The sequence below is a fragment of the Dyadobacter sp. HNCC25DJ184 genome (assembly GCF_056895215.1).
Map to the genome: position 1 here is coordinate 156,621 of NZ_JBXHAQ010000008.1, position 23,857 is coordinate 180,477.

A 23,857-nucleotide genomic window follows, 5' to 3' on the forward strand; every position below is an offset into this window, starting at 1 on the left:
TAGAAAGGCATTCATGTTGATTTTATGGAAGAACGAGAGCTCATACCAAAATTGTTCAGAACTGAATATCGGAATATTGTTTCTGTTCTATCATATCTGTTTGGTATTGAGCATATAGAAGTTGCTGAAGATATTGTCAGCGACACTTTCCTGACGGCAATGGAGACATGGAGCCTGAAAGGTATACCCGAAAATCCCACTGGCTGGCTCTATACTGTGGCGAAAAACAAAACATTGAATTACCTGAAAAGAAATTCGCTGTTCGAGAAAAAGCTGGTAGCAGAAATCGGACATACCTCGGAAAAAAGTGAAGAACTTGAGATTGATTTGTCAGCCAAAAACATATCCGATAGCCAGCTGGCGATGATTTTTGCCATATGTAATCCCTGTAATGCCAGCGAAACGCAGGTTGCCCTGGCGCTCAATATACTTTGTGGATTTGGAATTCAGGAAATTGCGGATGCATTTCTGACGAATAAGGAGGTAATTTATAAAAGGATTAGCCGTGGGAAAAATAGATTAAAAGAGAAGAAGATAAAGATCGAACAGCCTTCAATAAGTCAGATTAACGAACGACTTGACTCAGTTTTGACGACGGTATATCTGCTTTTTTCGGAAGGGTATTACTCTACCTCTCATTATACCTTGCTTCGGAAGGATCTCTGTGACGAAGCGATTCGTTTGACACAGCTTTTGGCAGAGAATGAAAATACCGGGAAACCATCTGTAGAAGCATTATTGGCATTGATGCACTTTCATTCTTCGCGGTTTGAAGCCAGAATAAACGCAGACGGAGAGGTGATTTTGTATGAAGATCAGGACGAAAATTTGTGGGATCGGCAGCGCATTGAAAAGGGGATATATTATCTGAATCGGGCGTCGCGGGGCGTTGAATTGATCAAATATCATCTTGAAGCCGGTATTGCTTACTGGCATACTTTGAAAGAAAATATTCCTGAAAAATGGGAGGAGATTTTGCAATTATACAATAGCCTGCTTATTCTGGAATACTCGCCAATCGCGGCATTGAACCGTACGTATGCGCTTTCCAAAGCCCGCGGCAAACTGGCCGCAATCGGGGAAGCAGAAAAATTAAACCTTAAAAGCAATCACTTTTATTACTCGTTGCTTGGAAATTTATACACAGAAATTGATAACAAGAGAGCGCTTCAACATTTCGAAAAAGCATATGAACTCGCCGTTTCGCCCATCGATAAAGCGACGGTCAACTCCCATATCCTCAAACTTCGCCATAGCATGTGATAAGGATAATATTAACTTTGTCAAAGGCAAATCTTTCAGAAAGGTATCCTTTAGACTTATCTAACGGTAACGACTACCTACCTGCATTTCATTAGATTTATATTGGATTAAGTATAAGACAATCAACTAATTATATTCTATCGATTGTCGTGATTCAGGTATCCCTTGGATTCCGGACAGTCCATATTCGATATATTCCAATTAATATAAATCATGGAAAAGAAAGCATCGGCCTTTCTCGAATTCGAACCTGGGCTCAACCAGGTTAATTCCAGGAAACAGCTTCGGCAAGGATTGTCTGTGTCTGTTCAGGTGGGCAATACATTATGGGTTGCGAATGACGAAACGATCACACTGGAGCGCCTAACTTTTCAGAGTAAAGACGAAAAAGGGAATATCACTTACGCCAACCATACCCAATTTGATTTGAAGGATTTTCTCGATCTACCCATATTGCCGACAGTCGACGAAAAAGGTAAACTGAGGATTGAAGAGATCGATATCGAAGGCCTCGATTATAAAGATGGCTATATATGGCTTATTGGTTCGCACAGTTCAAAAAGAGCAAAATTGGATAGCAGCGACTTCGAGTCTATTGCGGAGAGTTTCAAAAGGCTACGCAAAGTAACCCGCGAAGGCAACCGCTTTTTACTGGCGCGGATTCCGCTGGAAAAAGAAGGAGAAACATTTGTGCTGAAAAGGAAGGCTGAGGATAACGGCCGGAAGCGAACCGTTGCCCAATTGGTCGGAGGAACGGACGGAAATGAACTAACAGAAGCACTAATGGAAGACAAACACTTGCAGAATTTTTTGAATATTCCAGGCAAGGATAATGGTTTTGATATTGAAGGTTTGGCAGTAGCAGGTAATAAAATATTTGTCGGGCTCAGGGGGCCGGTGCTTCGTGGTTGGGCATTCATCCTGGAGCTAAAGCTAAAGGAAGAAAAGAAGAATGAACACACGATTTTGAAACTAAAAGGATTTAAAAAACACGCGCTTCAGTTGGATGGTCTGGGGATCAGAGACATCGCAATCCACGGTTCCGATTTGCTTATTTTAACGGGTCCGACAATGGACCTGGACGGACCTGTGCGTATATATCGTTGGGAGGGAGCAGTCAATGCCAGTGAAGAAAGCATAATTTTCAGGGGAGACAAAAAATTGATAAGGGCAGGAGAAGTTGCCTTTGGTGAGGGCAGCGACCACGCCGAAGGCATTGCATTGCTAACACCCGAAGGAAGTGATGAGGCAGATTCAATATTAGTCGTATACGACTCTGCGTCATCTGAGCGAAATATAGGTACTAGCGGAACTGAGGTGGATGTTTTTAGCCTTTAAAGAAGTGGTTAAAAGGTGAAAAGATGAACGGAGCATCGCTTAACCTACTAACCATTAACCGTTTTTAACCCTTTTCCACTTTAAACTCCTTGATATCTGCGTAAAGCTCCATCGACCTGATTATTGGATCCCATTCTTTTCCTGAGAATATTAATTTGAACCATGTTTGGTCGCGATTTTCATATTTAATGTTTATGAACAACCATATGGCCAAGTACGTAAATGAGAGCGTGATGAGTCCATTTATCAGGATGTAGGTAATGTTCCCACTCAGGATGGTACTTGAGGATAAATAAAAAGTTGTCCAGAGGGGTAATTGCAGAAAAAGAATACGTGCTGACCAAAGTGTGGACGATTTCAATTTGGTGAGCTTGCTTTGGGTTTCGATTATGTCCATTCCGATATCGACCTGGTGTATTAATACTAATTGGTAAATATAGATCACGATAGCAATGGCTGTTATAATGAGTTGAATAGCAGCTGAATAGAGGAAAAATAGGCTAATATGGTCATATGCATGAACAAAAAGATTTCCGGTTATAATACTTCCCAAAACAACCCAGATAATACCAGTCAGTAAGGTGAATAATTTTGCCGGGCGCATCGATTTCAACAGAGATTCGGTCTTCAGTTTTGTTACTTCCAACACCATATGTTTATTTATTGATATAGTCTCTTCCAGTTTCTTGTCGTGCGATTTCCAAAGATTTATCATGTTAGAATTTTCCATGTCAGCTATTTTTAATGGTCGCGAATTTAGTTTTTAAGAAACTCTTTATTCTGCTGATTTTCGTTGCCACATTGGTCTCAGTGATACCGATAATTTCAGCTATTTCTTTATAACTTTTTTCTTCCAGATGGAGTAAAATAAGTGCCCGATCCAGTTCTTTTAAGTCTCTGATGAAATCCTGTAATTTGCTTAGATCCTGATTTTCTTCTCCTGAAACCGAATCGTCAGGGAACTCCAATATACTTTCAGTTATCGACAACCTATTTACCCGATTATTCCTCTCCTTGCGATAGAATGAAATGGCGACGTTCAAAGCGATGCGGTATACCCAGGTGGAGTATTTGACTTGCCCATTATATTTATCGAGCGATCTCCAGAGTTGATATACCATTTCCTGCATAAGGTCCTTTCTGTCCTCATGGTCTTTGCAGTAGCAGTTGGCCACTTTGTACAAAATACCTTTGTGGCCTTCAAGAATTGTCAGGAAAATTTCCGTCTGCGTCACAAGCCTGAAAGAAATATGTGGGTATTAAAGGCGAACGAACAACTGTATTGAGATTTCATAGTGGACTGTTTAAATGCGTTAAACATATGTTTCTCAATTATTCGCAAAGGGGCTCAAAAAATCACAGTTTTTTTTTAAAAAAGTAGTGGTGGGAGAAAAACTTGCCGGGTTTTGAGACTATCAAGGTTTTGAAAACATTGATAGTCGGCAATGCGAGAGTCTAGAGGACGGAAAGGGATTCTTTGAACTGAGTGGGTTCGAAGTTCGGCCACCTTAATAGTTAACTCCTTCTCCCTCAATCCAATCGTTTTAAAATCCCCTTCTCCACACTTTCGTTGATCAGATCTTCGGCGAAGTTCCAGAGTGTAGCAGAACCATTTTTTATAGCTTTTTTCTTTTCATATACCTTTTGGTAATCGACATCAAATTCTCGCCATGTACCGCCATTGTTGGAAGTATTTTGCAGTAATGGTTCCAACCTGTCCATCGCACGGGCAAATTTTGCTTCGTTTGTTATACCCTCCTCAAATTCCTCCCAAACTGCAATAAATTCGTCAGCTTGCTTTGCGGGAAGCAGACCGAAAATCCGTTTGGCGGCAAGTAGTTCTTCGTCGGTATTAGTGTGGTTTTTCGTGGTGTCATATATGAAAGTATCACCGGCGTCGATCTCGACGACATCATGAATCAGCACCATTTTCAATACTTTAAGTACATCAACAGGCGTATCAGCATGTTCTGCCAAAACAATCGTCATCATAGCCAAATGCCAGCTATGTTCCGCATCATTCTCAGGTCTGTCGCTGTTGAACAACTTAGTCTTTCGCTGAATGTACTTCAACTTGTCGATCTCCTTTATGAAGTTGATTTGATTTATGAGTTGGTCGGAATCCATATTCTTGGGGTAAAACGGTTTATATTGGCTCAAATACGGGTGAAAGGTCAAGGGATAAACAGTTAACGGAGTTGCGAGTTTCAATAGGCCTTCTTTATTCACTTTCGAAGCTGAGATCAAGAACTTTCCAGCTAACTCGTTATCCCTTAACCTGTTAGTTTTTTCATCCTTTATGACGTAAAGTTTAGGACAAAAACTCAAAATCTGCACCCGTTAGCCGTTACCTTTTCACGGTTAACCCTGGGTCAACATTTCTTTCAATTCCAGATCTTCCGCTTCTGCCAAATCAAATATGGTTTTGCCATTCGCGTTCGGGACGCTTTTATCACCACCAGCTTGAATCAATAAGCGGACGCATTCCAAATGATTTGGCAAATCAGTTTTGTCGCCTTCCTTTAATCCATGAACTGCCCAAAAGATTGGAGTCGATTTGAAATCTATACACAGTTTATTTATCTCGGCACCCTCTTTAATCAATCTTGCCACGACCGCCGGTCGGCCACACCACGCGGCCCAATGCAAAGCAGTTCCGCCATGCGTTCCTGCGTGGAAGATATCCGCACCATTTTCTATATAAAAAACAGCCAGCTGATCGGCGTGTAAACTTGATGCTGCGATGAGAGGTGTATCCTTTTTTAATATTAATTCATTGCCATTAACATTGGCACCATATTCCAGAAGAATCTTGGCCATCTCAATGGCTTCTTCATCAGTACACTGACCGGTAAACACGGCGTCACAAAGTCTGTGAAGCGGGTGGGCTTTGGTGGTATTTGCTTCATCGTATGGAATTCCCTCGTTGGCAAGGGCGGGGTTTTCAGATAAGGCCCGTCTGAGGCCATCGTGATCTTTGTTCGCGAAGAGCTGTCTTATTAAGATTGAGTTCATAAATGGCGTTTGAGGCTGTGACGAATATAAAATTACTCATTTTCTAAAGGTTATAGCTCATCAAATTCTTTCGGATATCGAACTATACCTGTCACATTTTTCAATGAGCCTTCCTCTAATTCAAGCCCCATAAATACATTTGGGGGAACGTCAAAGGGGGCTCGGATATTCCATATACTGGTCGGTACGAAGCCGAAGCGTGGGTAATAATGTTCATGCCCGAGTACAATGACCGACGTATAGCCCAGGTTTTTAGCCGTAGAAAGGCCATAATGAACCAGTTTTTCACCAATTCCATGATTTTGATGCTCAGGAAGGACGGCCATCGGAGCCAACGCCAGACTCTCAGCTACTAAATCACCTTCTAAGATTTGAATTTTAGTAAAAAGAATATGTCCAACAATCTGATTTTCAAGAACAGCCACAATTGAAAGCTCCGGCACAAAAGCATCGTCATTTCGCCGCAACGCGTCTACCAGTCTGGCCTCGCCATCTTGCTCAAAGGCAAAGTGGTTCACGTCGAAAACTTTGGGGTAGTCGGAGGAAGACTCTTGTCTCAGGATCAGGTTTTCGTGCATCGGTATAAGCTTCTATCTATGTTAGAACGAATTCAAGTGGGTATTTTATTAAGAATTTGCGCCTTCTGGAAAACATTATCAAACTAAGTCATAATGATTTTATACTTTCCGAAATGGTTAACTATTTTGCTTTTTCATACACAATCCCTTCGCATTCATCTCCATCTCCGAGCGTAATCAATAGGGCAATATCTGATCCTTTGATTCCCAAACGTTCGACCGTAATTCCTTCTAATTCCATAGCGCAATCGGATTTTCCGTCGCAATAGAGTGACCATTTGCCTTGTTTGAGGTAGTTTTCCAATTGATTAAAAAATCGATATTGACCATCATTTGACAAGCTTAGGTTTATCGGCCAGCTCGTGAAATCTCTTTCGAGAAATTCTTGCGAATCCTTGCTGAGGACGTAACTCCCGACAATTTTTTCCCGTTCAGGAGGATTTATAACATTATCGTAATCAGAACTCCATCCACAATATATTGGATGACAAGAGGTTAGTAAAAGAGTGAAGATGATGGTTAATGATTTCACTTATGAGGTTATTAATTGCTGCCGGCTTCAAATACAACATATCCTTAATTGAGGGGAGGTTAGGACCCCAATTTAATTTGAATTTGCAAAATTTGCATAAATAGTGATGAATGTCGCTCGAGTAGTCAAAAATTGTCGGCCGATGAAACCTCCTACCCTGTTTCCATTGTTCCCCTCCTAAAATTGAAAAAATGATTCGAATATCTGCTCTCCCTTTGATTACTGACAAAGACCAGTTTTTGGCAGCTCAGCAAATATTACTGGTTGATGTACTGAATGTTGGCGATTCGCCGCGCGCGATGCGGGAGTATATCAAAGCAAATCACGGTGGATTTGTGTATAACAAACAGACTTATATGCCAATCACGCTTTCGGGCAATCCGGAGAGCTTGATCAAAAATGCGGAGAAGGGGATATTGTTCAAATTCGATAACGGTTTCCAAAATCTATACTCCTTGGCACCAAATCTGGACGCTATCATTTGGCATAAAAAGTTATATGATCTGTCGACATTTATCGGTCAGACTGATCTTCGTTTTGAACAGGAGGTGGATTTTATAATTGAGAGATATTTGGTTGGCTATCAGCCATATCCTCAAATTGGAGACAGTCTGCTTAAAGTGCCGACCATGCTTCCTGCAATTGGCAAAAAGGCAATGACTGGGTTGAAGTTGGTGAGGAAGTAGAACCAAGGCATTATGAAACTAGTCTACTCCATCTACCTCGATTTTCTTCGGAAAGTTTTGCTGCCTTTGCCGGAGGTGGTGGAGAAATTTTGTTTTGACTCGCCCGCCTTTTATGTTAAAGACAAGCTGTTTACCTTAGTTAAGGAAGACGGTGAGACATTGGCGTTATATCACGAAAACCGTGAGCCGCTTATGGAAGCAGACCCTGAAACGTTCTTCATCACTGAGCATTACCGGAACTACAAGTATGTGCTCATTAATATGAACAATATCAAACCGGATCTCCTTGAAGAATTGCTGGTGGAAGCCTGGCGGAGACGGGCTCCGAAGAGAATTGTCAGGAATATGGCCGCACGGACTAAGCATGATCAGTTTTCAGGGCGCAACATTGATAAAAACTTTTGACAATCCTCGTGCCCGTCGTATATTGCCTGCCTAACTCCGTTATGTATTACAATGGTTCACATTAATTTTAAGCTCTCCAAAGAAGAATTGACCAAAGGGCTGGTTGCATCGTCAAGGTCCCGATTTGTTACCAAATTGTTCCGAATTACTGGCAGTATCCTCTTGGCAGCCCTTGTTTTTTTCGTAACGGCGACGCTTGTGAAAGGGACATTCAAGTTCAGTGGAGGAATGATCATCGTCTTTTTACTGGCTGTTCAACAGTATTTCCTAGCCGAGATTTCGGCTTTAATTCAGGCACCGGCTTTGATCAAATCTAAAAATGCAGTGACTCAACAAATAGACGCCAAGATGGGTCGCAATGGAATTACGCTTAAAGGTGACGATTTTCAGAATCAGCTACCTTGGGAGAAACACCATTCAGTTATAGAAACAAATGACTTTTTTCTGATCAAACCCACAGAAGGAAGTGCCAATATTCTCCCTAAAAGAGCTTTTAAAGAAGAAGAAATCGCTGAACTAAAAGCAATATTGCACTCAGTCGATGGTCTGAAAATCAAACTGTTACCTTAGATAAACAAAGGCCGGGGAAAACGAACTTGAGTTGTCATATAAAAAAACTCTGCGTAACACCGCGTGGAACTCCCCTTAACACCGCGTTTAAACAGCTTACCAAAAGCTAACAGCTAAAACCTAACAACTAACTAAAAACTGTATTTTTGAATTCTATTCAATAGGATTCCAAAATCGCATGCATATGACTCCCGAAGAACAGATTCAACAACTGAGCGACAAATTAGAATATTACAATTCAAGGTACTATCAGGACAGCGTTTCCGAAATATCCGATTTGGATTTTGACCAATTACTGGAGCAACTCAAATCACTGGAAAATCAGTACCCGGAATTCCGTTCTCCTGACTCACCAACACAGCGTGTGGGCGGGACGATCACCAAGAACTTCAACGCGGTATATCACCGATATCCCATGTTGTCGCTCGACAATACTTATAACGAGCAGGAGCTTCGAAACTTTGACGAACGTGTGAGAAAAGGGCTGGATGGGGAGCCATATGAATATATTTGTGAATTGAAGTTTGACGGAATATCGCTCAGCTTTACATATGAAAATGGTATTTTGGTAAGAGGGGTTACTCGCGGAGATGGAACCCGTGGCGATGAAATCACCCACAATATAAAAACCATCAGAACTTTACCGTTAAAGGTGAAATCGGCTGCGGTACCACCATTATTTGAGATTCGCGGAGAAGGGTTTATGCCATTAAGTTCTTTCAAAAAACTCAACGATGAAATGGAGGCACTCGGTGAAAATCCATATGCAAATCCAAGAAATGCAGCTTCTGGTTCTTTTAAACTACAAGATTCCGGCGAAACGGCGCGCCGGGGCCTTGATTGTTATTTATATTCTTTTTTGAGTGATGTAGATACTTTCAAGAGTCATGAAGAAAGTTTGCTGCAGCTAAAAGCGTGGGGTTTTAATGTTTCTCCGGGCTGGAGAAAGGTATCGAGTGTTGATGAAGTAATTGCATTTATCCACGAATGGGAAGACAAACGTGGGACGCTTCCTTTGGCTACGGACGGTATTGTAATCAAAGTTAATTCTTTTGAACAACAGCGCGAGTTAGGTTTCACAGCCAAGAGCCCGAGGTGGGCGATAGCATTTAAATATAAAGCCGAAAATAAGCCGGCAGTTTTACGATCCGTTAACTTCCAGGTCGGTCGTACCGGTGCGGTTACACCCGTTGCCAATTTGTGCGATGAAACTGAAAGGGAATTGCCATATAATAAAGTAAAAGGTGTGCATTTGTCTGGTACACAAGTGAAACGGGCAACTTTGCATAATGCAAATGAACTTGAACGTTTGGGGTTGGAGCTAGGAGATACCGTTTTTGTTGAAAAAAGCGGTGAAATCATCCCCAAAATAACGGGTGTAGATTTTTCAAAACGAGAATTATATCCTACTCAGCCCATCATATTTCCGACAACATGCCCCGAATGTGGAGCGGGTTTGATGAGAAATGAAGGTGAAGTGGCATATTTCTGTCCGAATGACAGCCATTGTCCGCCACAACTGAAGGGTCGGATAGAGCATTTTATCCATCGGAAAGCGATGAATATTGAGAGTTTGGGTGAAGGAAAGATTGAATTGCTTTTCGATCTTGGGTTGGTTACTACCCCTGCAGATTTATATGATTTGAGATATGACACGCTTCTCGGACTGGAGAAAAGCATAGAAAATGAAGAAACCGGAAAGGTCAAGAAGATAAGTTTCCGTGAAAAAACGGTGGAGAATATTCTGAAGGGTATCGAACTTTCGAAAACGGTACCGTTCAAAAATGTGCTTTTCGGACTGGGTATTCGATATGTCGGAGCAACGGTCGGAGAGAAGCTGGCGACTTACTTTAAGTCTATGGATGCTTTGCAAGCTGCTACATATGAGCAACTTATAGGTGTTCCTGAAATTGGAGGGAGGATTGCGATGAGCATTGCGGAATATTTCTCAATTCCGGAAAACATTCAGTTGGTTGAGCGGCTAAAGGCAGCTGGTGTCCAAATGGAAACGGATGAGAAACCGATTGAGGTGGAAAGCAATGTATTGGAGGGGAAAACTTTCGTCATTTCGGGTGTTTTTGAGAATTTCGAAAGGGATGATTTGAAGGAAAAAATTGAAGCCAACGGAGGAAAAGTTTTGAGTGGTGTTTCCGGCAAGCTTAACTATCTTCTGGCAGGGGCGAATATGGGCCCGGCAAAGCTTGAAAAGGCCAGAAAATTAGGAGTTACGGTCATTTCAGAGGAAGAATTTTTGCAGATGCTGGGCTGACTTTGATCATCAATTTGCCATTTTTCGAAAATTATATAACTGAATATCAATACAATAACAAAAATTAGATTGTCATATCCCCCTTAAATCGGTTTATGACGATTTACCTTATTACCTTTGCGTTTTAATATTAAACATTAATATCGGAATAATGCCATTGGATGAACGTTTCAAAGGGGTTGGCGCAGCACTGATAACACCTTTTGATGAAGAGAACGAAGTTGACTATGCAGGTTTGAAAAATCTGATAGATCTTGTTTTGGAAGGCGGAGTTGACTATCTGGTTGTTCAGGGAACAACGGGGGAGTCGCCGACAGTAACTTCCGAAGAAAAGGATAAGATTCTTGAGTTTACGATAAAGCATAATTCCAAGTCCCTGCCGATCGTTTACGGCATCGGCGGAAACAATACCAAATCAGTTCTTGACACGATCAAAAAGACCAACTTCACTGGAGTTGACGCTATTTTGTCGGTTTGTCCATATTATAATAAGCCTACCCAGGAAGGTATTATAGCGCACTTTACTGCGATTGCTGATGCTTCACCAGTACCGGTTTTACTTTATAACGTACCGGGAAGAACGGTTACGAATATGAAGACGGATACAGTGGTGGCACTTTCAGCGCATCCGAATATCATAGGAATTAAAGAAGCCGGCGGGAGTATCGAGCAATGCATGGAGTTGGCGGCGAGAGCGCCAAAAGATTTTATCTTGCTTTCGGGTGACGACAATCTGGTAACGACGATGGTAAGCGTAGGCTGGCATGGAGTTATCTCGGTGATTGCCAATGCATTCCCAAGAGAGTTTACTGACTTAACCTGGCACGCGCTGGAAGGTCGTTTTAGCGAAGCGGCAAAATTACAGCTTGCTTTCCTTGAATTTGATACCTTACTATATATTGAGTCGAATCCGGTTGGAATCAAAAAATGCCTTGAAATAAAAGGAATTTGTAGCTCAGACGTTCGCCTGCCTTTGTTGAAAGCCTCAAAAGAATTGGGCGAAAAACTGGAAAAGGCGATGGTGAGAGAGGGGTTTATTTAGCTTTTAGCGGTTAGATTTTTTGCTGCCGACTTTTGCGAAAGCCCTTTAAATATTTTGCGTAAACAACAAAGGCTCTGAAAGGGGCCTTTGTTGTTTTAAGTTTTGTTGCCAAAATTAGCTGATATTCATATGATTACGTTCTATCCAGGTCCTTCCAAAGTTTATCCGCAGGTTGGGGAGTATATGCAGGATGCCGTCAATAGTGGTATTCTCAGCGTTAACCATAGGAGCGAGCCTTTTATGAAAATGCTTCGGTCGACGATTGAGTTAATGAAGGAGAAGCTGAATATCCCTGCTGATTATGAGGTGTGCTTTGTGTCGTCAGCCACCGAATGTTGGGAAATTATTGCTCAATCGCTCACAACTACGAGTTTTCATTATTTTAATGGCGCTTTTGGGGAAAAGTGGTCGGAGTATACCGGCAAGCTGATTGATAAAGTTACAGCTCGATCTTTCGATATCGGTTCCAATCCATCAGTAGATATTGTTGCCGACATTCAGTCAGAGGATATTGTATGTTTTACTCACAACGAAACCTCGAACGGAACTGCTATTTCTGATGCTTTTTTAAAAGAGTTCCGTTCAAAAAGTTCAAATATCATTGCGATTGATGCGACCTCTTCGATGGCGGGCGTAACCCTTCCCTGGGAATGTGGTGACGTTTGGTATGCATCGGTACAGAAGTGTTTTGGGTTGCCGGCCGGAATGGGGGTAATGATATTATCGCCAAAAGCGATTGAGCGTGCTATTCAGCTTAATGAAAACAACCATTACAATAGTTTGCTTTTCGTGCGAAACAATTTTCTGAAGTTTCAGACTCCATACACGCCCAATATCCTTGGTATATACCTGATGCAGAGGGTAATGGATCAAGTGGAGGGTATTCCGGAAATTGACGCTCTAACGAAGGAACGTGCAAAAGACTTATATTCGTTCTTTACCCAAAACGGACTTGATATTTCCAGTAATAATCCTGAAACCTGGTCAGACACAGTTCTGTCTGTTCAGGTCGAGGCTGAATTGTTGAAGACTATAAAGTTCAAAGCACTGGCAGCGGATATCACGCTCGGTAATGGATATGGCAATTGGAAAGACAATACTTTCAGAATCGCTAATTTTCCTGCAATTGACGATTCTGAAATTGAGACCTTAAAGAACTTTTTTACTGCGAATGTATTCTGAGCAATAAGTAGTAATTGATTGGAAAAAGTCTTTATGGGTTAATGAAGACGGAAATAAAGGTTTTGAATACTTTTGAAGGCAATGCTTCAATGCTCAGGCAAGTCCGTTAAAACACGAAATGAATCTGTTTATTTTCACTCACAAAAGTTGTGCAATTAGATATATTAAGGCAGTATCAAACTCAAACCAAAGTTCTAGTTGCTATCGATTCCATAATTTTCGGATTTGATGGTGAAGAGTTGAAATTGCTTCTGGTAAAAAGAGGTATTGAAAATGAAAGAAATACCTGGTCCTTAATGGGCGGCTGGGTTTTGCCAAGTGAGAGTCTGGAGCAGGCTTCTGCTCGTATTTTATATGAGCTGACTAGTTTAAAAGACATATACCTAGAGCAGCTCTACACTTTTGGAGCCCCTGAACGGGATCCCGTAGAGCGCACAGTATCAGTAGCTTATTTCGCTCTAATCAATGTGGATGACTACGAAAATACGATATCAAAGAACTACGAAGCACAATGGTTTTCGATGCAGGAGCTGCCGACACTCCTGTTTGACCATGGACAAATGGTACAGAAAGCCATCGATTATCTGAGATATAAGGCCTCTCAGCACCCAATCGGTTTTGAACTTTTGCCGGAGAAATTTACGATTCCCCAACTTCAGAAGTTGTATGAGGCGATATTCGGCACGGAGCTCGACAAACGGAATTTTAGCCGCAAACTGATGTCAACCAACCTGCTCGTGAAGTTGACGGAAAAACAAAAAGGATACTCCAAGAAAGGTGCCTTTTTCTACAAGATTGATGAAGAAAAGTATAAGAAGCAATTCAATACCTTCCTGAATTTCCTGCCAGGAAGTTTTGGTTGACAAGCAAATAATTCTCCTTTCTAATCCTTTTAGGTTCATCTCTTTAAAGGGAACTGGCAGCTAAATGACACTTTTACTGTGATGATCCTGGTAAAATAGGTTTGGGTATGCAAGGGCTTTTCATCAACTTTGCACCGAAATTTTATTTTCCCGGAGTTCGCGTTATGTTCGATTTTAAAGAGATCCTTTCTGTCACCCTCATTTTGTTTTCTGTCATCGACGTGCTGGGTTCAATTCCTGTGATCGTAGATTTTCGGCAAAAATTGGGGCATATAGAATCCGAGAAAGCGACGCTTGTGGCTGGATGTATCATGATTATTTTTCTCTTTTTGGGGGACAAACTTCTTGGACTTTTCGGGGTTGATGTTGCCTCCTTTGCCATTGCAGGGGCGATTATCCTATTTATTCTGGGATTGGAAATGATATTGGGAGTAACGATATTCAAACACGATGATTTCTCCGGCGGAACCGCCTCAATCGTGCCAATAGCCTTTCCAATCATTGCAGGAGCCGGGACTATGACAACCTTGTTATCACTTCGATCTGCATATGAAATCAGTAATATTCTGGTCGGTGTTTTATTAAATCTGGTTTTTGTATTTATTGTACTTAAATCATCCAACTGGATGGAGAAGAAACTTGGTAAGGGCGGAATTAATATTTTACGTAAGGTCTTCGGTATTATACTTTTGGCCATTGCCATTAAACTTTTTAAAACAAACGTTTTCATTGCTTAAAATCGAAAGACTGATTCACTTCTTTCATTCGTTTTGATATTCAAATTCTATTTAATATGCAGCAACTAGACAGCCTTAATCAGGTAGCAGAATTCCACAAAACATTCAAGCACCCAATTCTTGATATTCCAACTATTCCTTCTGAGGAACGCAGCCGGTTACGTGTGGCACTTTTGGCAGAAGAGTTAAAAGAACTGGAAGTAGCGATATTGGAAAAGGATATCGTTGAAGTCGCTGATGCGCTTTGTGACCTGCAATACGTATTATGCGGAGCAGTGTTGGAATTTGGCCTGGGAGAAAAATTCAGGACTCTTTTTGATGAAGTGCAACGGTCTAATATGTCCAAAGCATGTAATTCGGTTGCCGAAGCGGAAGCTACAGTGGCGCATTATCAGGCAAAAGGCACAGACTGTTATTTCAAGGAAGATGATGGCAAATACCTTGTGTATCGGGCCGGAGACAATAAAACACTGAAAAATATAAATTACTCTCCCGCCGATTTGGCATCAATAGTTCAAAAATAATTTATTTAGCCAGATACCATTATGTCCTCAGTATTGGAGCGATTTCTTCGTTACGTCAAGATTGATACGCAGTCTGATCCGCAGTCGGAAAGTTTCCCAAGTACTGCCAAACAGCGTGACCTGAGTAATCTGCTTGTTTCCGAATTGCAGGAGTTGGGAGTCGAGGATGCGCATTTGGATCAGCACGGATATGTGTACGCGACAATTCCTGCGACCTCGCAAAAGCCGAATATTCCAGTGATATGTTTTTGCTCGCATGTTGATACATCTCCTGATGTGACGGGCCATAACGTAAAACCGATTGTTCACGAAAATTGGGATGGTTCAGATATCGTATTGCCGGACGATCCGACTCAGGTGCTTCGGATGAGCGAACTTCATGATCTGGATCAACAAGTCGGCAATGATATCGTGACAGCCAGTGGCACAACTTTACTGGGCGCCGATAACAAAGCAGGCGTTGCAGAAATAATGGCGGCGGCAGAATATCTGATGGCTCACCCTGAGATTGCGCACGGCAAAATACGGATCCTTTTCACGCCTGATGAAGAAGTTGGGCGTGGAACCGAAAAGGTGGACTTGGAAAAATTGGGCGCTGATTTTGCATATACCGTAGATGGAGAAGCTATTGGTACTCTGGAAGATGAAACATTCTCGGCGGACGGCGTTCGAATTACAGTTCACGGTGTAAGCACACATCCCGGATACGGAAAAGGAAAGCTCGAAAACGCGCTGAAAATTGTGGCTGATATTCTGGCACGACTTCCGAAGGATTCTTTGTCGCCGGAAACCACAGATGATATGGAAGGCTTTATCCATCCCGTTCATTTTGAGGGAATTCAGGAAAAAGCGACAGTCGATTTTATTATTCGGGATTTCACAACCGCAGGCCTTATTGCAAAGGAAACGCTGCTTCAGGACATTGTAGATGATGTAATGAAAGCGTACCCGGGCTCATCGGCAGATATGAAGGTTAATCATCAATATCGCAATATGAAAGAGATATTGGATCAGAATCCTCAGGTAATTCAGAATGCCTTGACGGCAATGGCAAAGGCGGGTCTATCGCCGATTCAGCGCAGTATTCGTGGGGGAACAGATGGTTCGAGATTATCTTTTATGGGATTACCTTGCCCGAATATTTTTGCAGGAGAACATGCATTTCACTCCCGTTTAGAATGGGTTTCCGTTCAGGATATGGAAAAGGCGGTGGAGGTTATTGTAAATATTTGTGGGGTGTGGGAGGAGAATGCCGAATAAGCCGGGGGCGATTGGCGTATGAATGAATATATGGCGCGAATTTCATAGGCGGAATTATAAAATGAAGAATGCCGCTAATCGGCAATTTAACTGATAGCTAACAGCTTACCGCTAACAGCTAAAAAATGGCAAAAAAGACAAAATTTTACGTGGTTTGGCGAGGGCGACAGACAGGTATATTCACCGACTGGAAGGAATGTGAGCAGCAGATCAAAGGATTTGACGACGCGCAATTCAAGTCCTTTGATTCTATTCAAGAAGCAGAAAAGGCCATCCAACGTACATATTGGGAGTTTGTGACAAAAAAGGAATCCGGTCAGACTACAACTTTGAAAGAAGCACCGGCTAACATAGGGAAGCCTATAAAAAATAGCATTGCAGTAGATGCGGCCTGGAATACAGCCACTGGCGATATGGAGTACCAAGGGGTATATTTGGCGACCGGAACTCGAATCTTCCTTCAAGGTCCATTCAAAGATGCAACCAATAATATCGGTGAATTTTTGGCGATAGTGCATGGTTTGGCATACCTTCAAGGCAAAAATAGTGATGTGCCGATATATTCAGACTCGCGGACTGCGATCAGTTGGGTTAAGAAGAAACACGCGAATACAAAATTGGCGCTCACACCCCGCAACAAACCAGTTTTTGAGATGCTCCAACGTGCTGAACGCTGGCTGGCTTCCAACAAATTCCCGAACCCGATTCTAAAATGGGAAACTGAATATTGGGGTGAAAACCCGGCAGATTTTGGGAGGAAATAGCGATGGCAGGAAATTCATTTTTTCAATTCAAGCAATTCACGGTACATCAGGATAAATGCGCGATGAAGGTCTGTACTGACGCATGTACATTCGGAGCGATAGTTGATATCGCGTCAGCGGAACGAATATTGGATATTGGAGCTGGAACAGGATTGCTTTCACTTATGTCCGCTCAACGCAATTCAGGTGCGTTAATCGATTCCGTTGAAATTGATAAAGATGCATTTGAACAGGCAGTTGAAAACGCTGCTGCCAGCCCATATTCCGACAGGATATGTGTATTTCAAAATGCTATTCAGTATTTTCAGCCAGGCATTCAATATGATGTCATTATAAGCAATCCGCCTTTTTTTCAAAGCGATTTGAAGTCGCCATTTGGTAAAAAGAATGTTGCGCATCATGCGGAAACCTTGTCTTTCGATCAATTGTTGACCGATGCTGCTCGATTGCTGACGCCCAATGGAACGTTTCACGTATTGCTTCCTGTCGACGAAGCTCGGATTTTTCAGGAAGAAGCGGAAAAAAAAGGATGGTATTTGGCGGAAGAAGTAATGCTAAAACATGATCCTGTCAAAAAACCTTTTCGTCGTATTTTGACTTTAAAAATGGGTTACTCTGCTGATATACAAGCTCATAAAACTTGGATTGAGATATATGAAATCGCTGGTAAAGCCTATACCCCGGAATTTAAGAAATTACTGAGTCCTTTTTATTTGATATTTTGATCAGGAAAAAAGCGAACTTTGCAGCGAAATTAAGGTGTAATTCTTATCGCCCACGAAATTCATGACCGACTTGCCTATTCAGATATCCGTTTTGATTCCTCTTTATAATGAGGACGAATCTTTACCAGAACTCTGCGAATGGATTGAGCGGGTAATGGCTGAGAATAATTACAGCTATGAAATTCTGTTTGTGGACGACGGGAGCAAGGATAACTCGTGGAACGTCATTACGCGTCTTGCAGCTGCCAATCCAAATATAAGAAGTTTCCGCTTCGCAAAGAATTATGGTAAAACCGCCGCGTTGCAAACTGGATTTCAGGCGGCTCGCGGACAGGTAGTGATCACGATGGACGCAGATTTGCAGGACAGTCCCGATGAAATTCCAGAGTTGTACCGGATGATTACCGAGTCGGGATATGATCTGGTATCGGGATGGAAAAAGAAACGATATGACCCGATTACAAAGACACTGCCAACGAAACTTTTTAATGCTGCCACGAGAAGTATATCAGGTGTATCGCTGCACGATTTCAATTGCGGGCTAAAGGCGTATCGTTTGGATGTGGTTAAGAATATCACCATTTATGGCGAAATGCACCGATATATTCCGGTTATCGCCAAATGGAATGGTTTTGCAAAAATAGGAGAGCAAGTGGTGCAACACCGCGCAAGAAAATACGGTTACACAAAATTTGGGCTTGAAAGGTTTATTTTTGGCTTCCTCGATTTGCTTTCGATAGCCTTTGTTAATAAGTTTGGGCGTCGGCCGATGCATCTTTTTGGAAGTCTTGGGACATTGATGTTTTTTCTTGGAAGTGTGATAGCTCTCTGGCTGATTTCCTCTAAAATTTATAAAATATACATCTCCCACGAACAATACCGGAACGTGACAGAGAATCCCATGTTTTTTTTAGCATTGGTTTCAATCGTAGTCGGGTCGCAACTGTTTCTGGCAGGCTTTCTGGGTGAATTACTCGTGAAGCAATCTATTAACAAAACAGGTGATTATCTGATTTCGGACGTTACCAACAGTGAAAAGTCAGTCATAACAAATTGATATATAATTAAATAAGTAGTAGACATAGTACACATATAATGATAGCTAACGTACATAAAGCCCATCCCTGGCATGGAATTCCGATGGGAGAGAATGCGCCTGAACTGGTAACAGCATTTATTGAAATTGTTCCGACTGATACCGTAAAATACGAAATTGACAAGGCGACCGGCTATCTGAAAATTGACCGTCCTCAGAAATATTCGAACATTGTTCCGGCACTTTATGGTTTTATTCCGAAAACTTACTGCGCTGAGAAAATAGCTCAATTAGCACGTGAGAGATCTGGAAGAGACGTTACTGAGGGCGATGGTGACCCGTTGGATATCCTGGTTCTTTGTGAAAAGTTCATTTCCCACGGTGATATCATGTGCGAAGCGAAGCCAATTGGAGGAATTCGTTTACTGGATGGGGGCGAAGCAGATGATAAAATCATCGCTGTTTTAAAGGGTGATGGAGTATATGGAGGTTTCTCTGATCTGAGCGAACTACCTGATGGTATTGTTGAAAGGTTGAAACATTACTTTTTAACATACAAAAACCTTCCTGGAGAAAAAGCACATATCGAAATTACCAATGTATATGGCCGCGAGGAAGCGCATGAGGTGATCATGACTTCTGTTGAAGACTACAAGCACTCGTTTTATTGATCTGAAAATAAGATCGTTAAGATAAAGATCAAATTGAGCCGCTCCGGATTGGGGCGGCTTTTGTTTATTCGTATCTTTGTGGAAATTTAGAAGTAACCGACTTAATTCGGTCTCTCTCTCTATCCAAAAAGGTTAGCCAAAGCTTTCAAAAATATTTCAAGAGTTGTTAAAATCGGTTGCAGAAAGGGAAGCCGATTGCCGAAAGCCGATAGCAAAAAAAATTATGAGTAATATACAGGAAATAAAAAAACGACGGACTTTCGCGATTATAAGTCACCCCGATGCAGGAAAGACAACTTTGACCGAGAAGTTGCTTCTTTTCGGTGGTGCAATCCAGACGGCGGGGGCGGTAAAGTCCAACAAGATAAAGAAGACGGCGACCTCCGATTTCATGGAAATTGAAAAGCAAAGAGGTATATCAGTGGCGACTTCGGTAATGACATTTGAATATAATGATCTGTTGATCAATATATTGGATACGCCGGGACACAAGGATTTTGCGGAAGATACTTACAGAACTTTGACGGCTGTCGACAGCGTTATTTTGGTGATCGACTGTGTAAAAGGGGTGGAGGAACAGACAGAGCGGTTAATGGAGGTTTGTCGTATGCGTAAAACTCCTGTGATCGTTTTTGTCAATAAATTGGACCGTGAAGGTCAAAATCCGTTTGAGCTTCTCGATGAATTAGAGACAAAACTAGGTATCAGGGTAAGACCCTTAACCTGGCCGATTAATATGGGGGTGGAATTTAAAGGAGTATATAGTTTGTATGAGCAAATGCTATATTTCTTTAAAATCAATAAAACCAAAATTGAAAGAGACGTCGCGAAGATCGGTCTGGAAGATGATGGTCTGGCTGATTTATTAGGGGAGCGTGACGCTTTGCAACTTCTTGAAGATGTGGAATTGGTGGATGGAGTTTATGATCAGTTTTCGCAGGAAGCATATCAGAAAGGGGATTTAGCTCCGGTGTTTTTCGGAAGTGCAATTAACAACTTTGGTATTAAGGAGTTATTGGATACATTTTGTGAGATATCACCAATTCCTCAGCCGCGTCCGACAGATGTAAGAGAGGTGGAACCAATGGAGCCGAAATTCACCGGCTTTGTTTTCAAAATCCACGCTAACCTTGATCCACGCCACCGCGATCGTATTGCGTTTTTGCGTATATGTTCAGGTAAGTTCGAAAGAGGGAAATTTTATAAGCATGTGCGGTTAGGAAAGGAAGTGCGCTTTTCAAGTCCGTTTGCCTTTATGGCCTCTGATAAACGTGTCTTGGAAGAAGGTTTTCCAGGAGATGTGGTTGGTCTTTATGATACCGGAAGCTTTAAAATCGGAGATACTTTAACTGAGGGTGAAATTCTTCAGTTTTCAGGTATTCCAAGCTTCTCTCCAGAGATTTTTAAGGAATTGATCAATATGGATCCGATGAAATCCAAGCAATTGGAAAAAGGTATTCAGCAGCTGACCGATGAAGGAGTGGCTCAGTTGTTTACCATGGATCTGGGTAATCGTAAAATAGTGGGTACGGTTGGTGAACTTCAGTTTGATGTAATCCAATATCGTCTGGAACATGAATACGGTGCAAAATGTCGTTGGGTTCCAATGAACATCTCCCGCGCATGCTGGCTTACGGCCGATGAAAAACCGGCTATGGACCAGTTTATTCGCCTTAAAGGAAATCAGATTGCATATGATAAGGATAGAAATCCGGTTTTTCTGGCTGAGTCTGATTGGATGATACGGATGAACAGGGAGAATAATCCTGCTATTCATTTCCACTTTACGTCTGAGTTCAAAACAGAGGTAGCATACTAGGGGCGATAGCTATTATAAAAAGATATGATTTTGAACAACAAAAAAGAGACACCTTTCAGTGTCTCTTTTTTGTTGTCGTTAGTTCTGTGGTCGTCCACCGCCTCCACCGCGATTTCTCATTTCAGCAGCGAGCTCTTTGTATTTTTCCTGTTGCTCAGGTGTTAGTACTTTAGCAAGATCGGTATTGAACTTGTCCATTGATGCTCTCATTTTTTCACGGTCGGGATTTTCAGCACCACGAAGTGCATCCATTTCCTTAGCGCGCTCCAGATTTAGGGCATACACCTGTTTTTTCTGATCTTCGGTTAGTTTTAAACTTTCCGTTAGCCTTGTTGTTTGACGCTCCGCCCTTTGCTCAGGGGTCGCGTTGTTGTCTGGGCGCTGTGCAAAGGTGGTAAGACCTGCAAAAGCCAGAAACATTAAAATCATTACTTTTTTCATTGCTTTTCCATTTTTTGATACCAGTCTTAGAGTGGATAGAGGTGACTAGGTTTAATGAATAATGGAAATTTAATTTAAGTCAAGTTTAACAATATCAATACTCGCTAGCAGGTATATGAATATTACCGCACCAGTTTGACTAGCAAAGCCAGCAGTATCACACAAGTATAGCTCATCAACGTGCCTACGAGCACATATTCTGATTTTTTACTGATATAAGCGGCTGGAATTTCAGTGCCGATGGCCTTGTCGTTGTAACGTAACAGCGATTTGGCAGCTATCAGAAAGCCGATCGAAGAATACTCTCCGATCATGACAAAGAGGAAGATTAATATTCTTTCCGACATTCCTATCCAACGGCCGGCATTGGCTAAATTATCATTTGCGTTCGGAACGAGGCTTTCCAGTTCATCGCGCCAAGGCTTTGTGAGCATTCCTACTAAAAAGGAAATGGGTGTGAGACTGGTGAGAAGCCCCGCTATGGTCGCCACGATTTTGGGCGTGTGGTACCATTCCGTTAGTCGTTCGAAAAGGACATATGAGTCACTGCTTAGAAATATCGCGACAACGGCAATGGTGAGAATATGTAACGCTTGATCGGCAACGAACCATTTGGTGCTTCCGGTTTTGTCGTATTTAAGTTTGAATACATCAATCAAGCCATGAATAAGAGCAATTATGATTGCAGGCAGGGGATTAACCCAGTATCCGAGGAGGATGTATGAGCATACCAAAACTACGCATATGTGATAGTACAGATACTTGGAGTTTTGAATATTTTTTCGTTTTTCTATTACCCATTTTGTGGGCTGGAAATAGAAATCGGCCAATATGTGTGCAGCGAGAAGCAATAGAAATGGGGTCATATTTTAATATATCTGTTGATGAGTTCAGGGAAAGTTTGGATAAGCCGTTCTACGGCCCACCAGTTAGATGTTTTAAGTCGTTGACTAACAGCAGATCGGCTAATATTTAGCTTGGTGGCGAGCGTACTCACCGATTCGTTATTGAGTATACCTGATATAACTTCACATTGGGGTGCCGACCAGGTGCCGACCAAAGTCTCAAGAATATCCATTACAGCCGATAATGAATCGGTTTGTGATGGTAATGCAATCCCGATTCTGGCTTTATTTTGTTTAATTCGGTCGGCCAGGCTTCCTGATAGTCTGAAGGCTTCTCCATCTGATGTGCCCGGCCTATCGGTCATTCTATCAACTTTGCCTATTCCAATTGCGATTCGTATATCAACCTCAGGTATCTCTTTGTTTAAGGGAAGTGCAGCGTTTGTAATTCTTGCTATGTATATGGGCTCATCTGACCGTTCTTCGACAACGTTTTTCATACGAATCTTACTAGCCATTTTGATAGGGTTTGTTTTTCGTGATCTCAGAAATGTACGTGCTGAAATTGCAACTTTTAGTGAGTCTTCGGGATGTTCCAGAACTCCCTGAAAACTATCCCCTCTGTATATTTCCGGCGGCAATGCCCATTTAAATTCTTTTGAATTTTTTAGTATTAGTATGAGCTCATTTAGCCAGCGGTTACTAATATCCGGTGCAAATTGGGTTGAATTGAGTATATCCGCTGTAATTACTGCCTTAAAGTCGCTCATTTTGTTAAGTATTTTGCCTTAATTCACTCAAAAATAAGTCATTTGGCTTGTATTTACAAATATTAAGCCATTTAACTTAACCATTATTTAAGTAAGGCATATGGCTTAACTACAAAATTGAATTACCAGCGCCTCCCATTCGTCTTTGACAGAGCCTTTGAACACTTCGGCTCCGGCTCTTCTATACCAGTAACCAGCATTCCAGGTATCACCTTCTACCCGGTGAAGGTATGCGTGTATTCGGTCATAATTTTTAGTGCCTTCTTTACTCTGGGCAATTTCGTGTGCTGCTTCCCAGTTTCCGTTTGCATCATGCCAGAGTGCCAGCAGCCAAGGCGAAATATTATCGGGAGCAGTGGGGTGGGAAAGTGTAGATTTGAATTGTTCGGGCGTCATGCTATTAATATCTGAATTTCGGTTTATATGGGTTAAGTTGCGAAAATTTGAACCAACATAAAAATTTACAGAGGCTATTGCATGTTCCCGCGATTTAAAGCCGTATGAATAACAATGTATTTAATT

The 23,857-nt window shown here is 41.8% G+C and carries 27 protein-coding genes; 17 read left to right on the forward strand and 10 right to left on the reverse strand.

The annotated features are described in order from the left end of the window. The first annotated feature begins 24 nt into the window (after window positions 1-24). Window positions 25-1,263: an RNA polymerase sigma factor gene (locus AC1XUD_RS14010; protein WP_483361642.1), complete on the forward strand. Its 1,239-nt coding sequence runs from the start codon at window positions 25-27 to the stop codon at window positions 1,261-1,263. A gap of 213 nt (window positions 1,264-1,476) precedes the next feature. Beyond that, window positions 1,477-2,601 carry a DUF3616 domain-containing protein gene (locus AC1XUD_RS14015; RefSeq protein ID WP_483361643.1) on the forward strand — a complete coding sequence of 375 codons (1,125 nt, stop codon included), beginning with the start codon at window positions 1,477-1,479 and terminating at the stop codon, window positions 2,599-2,601. Between the two features lie 64 nt (window positions 2,602-2,665). Here AC1XUD_RS14015 and AC1XUD_RS14020 read toward each other — a convergent pair whose 3' ends face one another. The 6 genes from AC1XUD_RS14020 to AC1XUD_RS14045 all read right to left on the reverse strand — a co-directional run bounded on the left by AC1XUD_RS14020 (window position 2,666) and on the right by AC1XUD_RS14045 (window position 6,726). Further along, entirely contained in the window at window positions 2,666-3,331 is a 666-nt protein-coding gene (locus AC1XUD_RS14020) for a hypothetical protein (RefSeq protein WP_483361644.1), read from the reverse strand. Window position 3,332: 1 nt separating this feature from the next. Continuing rightward, the gene (locus AC1XUD_RS14025; RefSeq protein ID WP_483361645.1) at window positions 3,333-3,836 is read right to left on the reverse strand and encodes an RNA polymerase sigma factor; all 504 of its coding nucleotides are present in this window, start codon (window positions 3,834-3,836) and stop codon (window positions 3,333-3,335) included. Between the two features lie 295 nt (window positions 3,837-4,131). After that, window positions 4,132-4,728: an HD domain-containing protein gene (locus tag AC1XUD_RS14030; RefSeq protein ID WP_483361646.1), complete on the reverse strand. Its 597-nt coding sequence runs from the start codon at window positions 4,726-4,728 to the stop codon at window positions 4,132-4,134. A gap of 234 nt (window positions 4,729-4,962) precedes the next feature. Then, the gene (locus AC1XUD_RS14035; protein ID WP_483361647.1) at window positions 4,963-5,616 is read right to left on the reverse strand and encodes an ankyrin repeat domain-containing protein; all 654 of its coding nucleotides are present in this window, start codon (window positions 5,614-5,616) and stop codon (window positions 4,963-4,965) included. 50 nt (window positions 5,617-5,666) lie between these two features. Further along, window positions 5,667-6,194: a GNAT family N-acetyltransferase gene (locus tag AC1XUD_RS14040; RefSeq protein WP_483361648.1), complete on the reverse strand. Its 528-nt coding sequence runs from the start codon at window positions 6,192-6,194 to the stop codon at window positions 5,667-5,669. A gap of 121 nt (window positions 6,195-6,315) precedes the next feature. Continuing rightward, window positions 6,316-6,726 carry a hypothetical protein gene (locus AC1XUD_RS14045; protein WP_483361649.1) on the reverse strand — a complete coding sequence of 137 codons (411 nt, stop codon included), beginning with the start codon at window positions 6,724-6,726 and terminating at the stop codon, window positions 6,316-6,318. Between the two features lie 191 nt (window positions 6,727-6,917). Between AC1XUD_RS14045 and AC1XUD_RS14050 the strand changes: the two genes are divergently transcribed. The 15 genes from AC1XUD_RS14050 (at window position 6,918) to AC1XUD_RS14120 (ending at window position 21,279) form a co-directional block, all read left to right on the forward strand. Next, window positions 6,918-7,412 (forward strand): hypothetical protein, encoded by a 495-nt coding sequence (locus AC1XUD_RS14050; RefSeq protein WP_483361650.1) that lies wholly within the window; start codon window positions 6,918-6,920, stop codon window positions 7,410-7,412. Between the two features lie 12 nt (window positions 7,413-7,424). Then, window positions 7,425-7,817 (forward strand): MmcQ/YjbR family DNA-binding protein, encoded by a 393-nt coding sequence (locus AC1XUD_RS14055; RefSeq protein ID WP_483361651.1) that lies wholly within the window; start codon window positions 7,425-7,427, stop codon window positions 7,815-7,817. 51 nt (window positions 7,818-7,868) lie between these two features. Next, window positions 7,869-8,387, forward strand: a complete 519-nt coding sequence (locus AC1XUD_RS14060; RefSeq protein WP_483361652.1) for a YcxB family protein — start codon at window positions 7,869-7,871, stop codon at window positions 8,385-8,387. Between the two features lie 184 nt (window positions 8,388-8,571). Then, window positions 8,572-10,656, forward strand: a complete 2,085-nt coding sequence (gene ligA, locus AC1XUD_RS14065) for an NAD-dependent DNA ligase LigA (RefSeq protein WP_483361653.1) — start codon at window positions 8,572-8,574, stop codon at window positions 10,654-10,656. Between the two features lie 151 nt (window positions 10,657-10,807). After that, on the forward strand, window positions 10,808-11,698 hold the full coding sequence (gene dapA / locus AC1XUD_RS14070) for a 4-hydroxy-tetrahydrodipicolinate synthase (protein ID WP_483361654.1): 891 nt from the start codon (window positions 10,808-10,810) through the stop codon (window positions 11,696-11,698). Between the two features lie 129 nt (window positions 11,699-11,827). Beyond that, window positions 11,828-12,880 (forward strand): aminotransferase class V-fold PLP-dependent enzyme, encoded by a 1,053-nt coding sequence (locus AC1XUD_RS14075; RefSeq protein WP_483361655.1) that lies wholly within the window; start codon window positions 11,828-11,830, stop codon window positions 12,878-12,880. 149 nt (window positions 12,881-13,029) lie between these two features. After that, window positions 13,030-13,743, forward strand: coding sequence for an NUDIX hydrolase (locus AC1XUD_RS14080; RefSeq protein WP_483361656.1), 714 nt, complete (start codon window positions 13,030-13,032; stop codon window positions 13,741-13,743). Between the two features lie 164 nt (window positions 13,744-13,907). After that, a complete protein-coding gene (locus AC1XUD_RS14085; protein ID WP_483361783.1) occupies window positions 13,908-14,480 on the forward strand; it encodes a MarC family protein in 573 nt (190 codons plus the stop codon). A 56-nt stretch (window positions 14,481-14,536) separates the two neighbouring features. Beyond that, window positions 14,537-15,004: a pyrophosphohydrolase domain-containing protein gene (locus AC1XUD_RS14090; RefSeq protein ID WP_483361657.1), complete on the forward strand. Its 468-nt coding sequence runs from the start codon at window positions 14,537-14,539 to the stop codon at window positions 15,002-15,004. A 21-nt stretch (window positions 15,005-15,025) separates the two neighbouring features. Then, complete coding sequence (gene pepT / locus AC1XUD_RS14095) at window positions 15,026-16,264, forward strand: peptidase T (protein ID WP_483361658.1); 1,239 nt, start codon at window positions 15,026-15,028, stop codon at window positions 16,262-16,264. A 125-nt stretch (window positions 16,265-16,389) separates the two neighbouring features. Further along, window positions 16,390-17,028 (forward strand): ribonuclease H1 domain-containing protein, encoded by a 639-nt coding sequence (locus tag AC1XUD_RS14100; RefSeq protein WP_483361659.1) that lies wholly within the window; start codon window positions 16,390-16,392, stop codon window positions 17,026-17,028. 2 nt (window positions 17,029-17,030) lie between these two features. Then, entirely contained in the window at window positions 17,031-17,753 is a 723-nt protein-coding gene (locus AC1XUD_RS14105; protein ID WP_483361660.1) for a tRNA1(Val) (adenine(37)-N6)-methyltransferase, read from the forward strand. Between the two features lie 61 nt (window positions 17,754-17,814). Then, complete coding sequence (locus AC1XUD_RS14110; RefSeq protein WP_483361661.1) at window positions 17,815-18,810, forward strand: glycosyltransferase family 2 protein; 996 nt, start codon at window positions 17,815-17,817, stop codon at window positions 18,808-18,810. A gap of 38 nt (window positions 18,811-18,848) precedes the next feature. Further along, complete coding sequence (locus AC1XUD_RS14115; RefSeq protein ID WP_483361662.1) at window positions 18,849-19,460, forward strand: inorganic pyrophosphatase; 612 nt, start codon at window positions 18,849-18,851, stop codon at window positions 19,458-19,460. Window positions 19,461-19,683: 223 nt separating this feature from the next. After that, entirely contained in the window at window positions 19,684-21,279 is a 1,596-nt protein-coding gene (locus AC1XUD_RS14120; protein WP_483361663.1) for a peptide chain release factor 3, read from the forward strand. A gap of 78 nt (window positions 21,280-21,357) precedes the next feature. On the opposite strand, the gene AC1XUD_RS14125 is transcribed toward AC1XUD_RS14120, so the two are convergent. The 4 genes from AC1XUD_RS14125 to AC1XUD_RS14140 all read right to left on the reverse strand — a co-directional run bounded on the left by AC1XUD_RS14125 (window position 21,358) and on the right by AC1XUD_RS14140 (window position 23,731). After that, on the reverse strand, window positions 21,358-21,720 hold the full coding sequence (locus tag AC1XUD_RS14125) for a hypothetical protein (protein WP_483361664.1): 363 nt from the start codon (window positions 21,718-21,720) through the stop codon (window positions 21,358-21,360). A gap of 122 nt (window positions 21,721-21,842) precedes the next feature. Then, window positions 21,843-22,586 carry a DUF3307 domain-containing protein gene (locus tag AC1XUD_RS14130; RefSeq protein WP_483361665.1) on the reverse strand — a complete coding sequence of 248 codons (744 nt, stop codon included), beginning with the start codon at window positions 22,584-22,586 and terminating at the stop codon, window positions 21,843-21,845. Continuing rightward, on the reverse strand, window positions 22,583-23,335 hold the full coding sequence (locus AC1XUD_RS14135) for a hypothetical protein (protein ID WP_483361666.1): 753 nt from the start codon (window positions 23,333-23,335) through the stop codon (window positions 22,583-22,585). Before AC1XUD_RS14135 ends, AC1XUD_RS14130 begins: the two co-directional genes overlap by 4 nt. Window positions 23,336-23,440: 105 nt before the next feature. Then, on the reverse strand, window positions 23,441-23,731 hold the full coding sequence (locus tag AC1XUD_RS14140) for a hypothetical protein (protein WP_483361667.1): 291 nt from the start codon (window positions 23,729-23,731) through the stop codon (window positions 23,441-23,443). Between the last annotated feature and the right edge of the window lie 126 nt (window positions 23,732-23,857).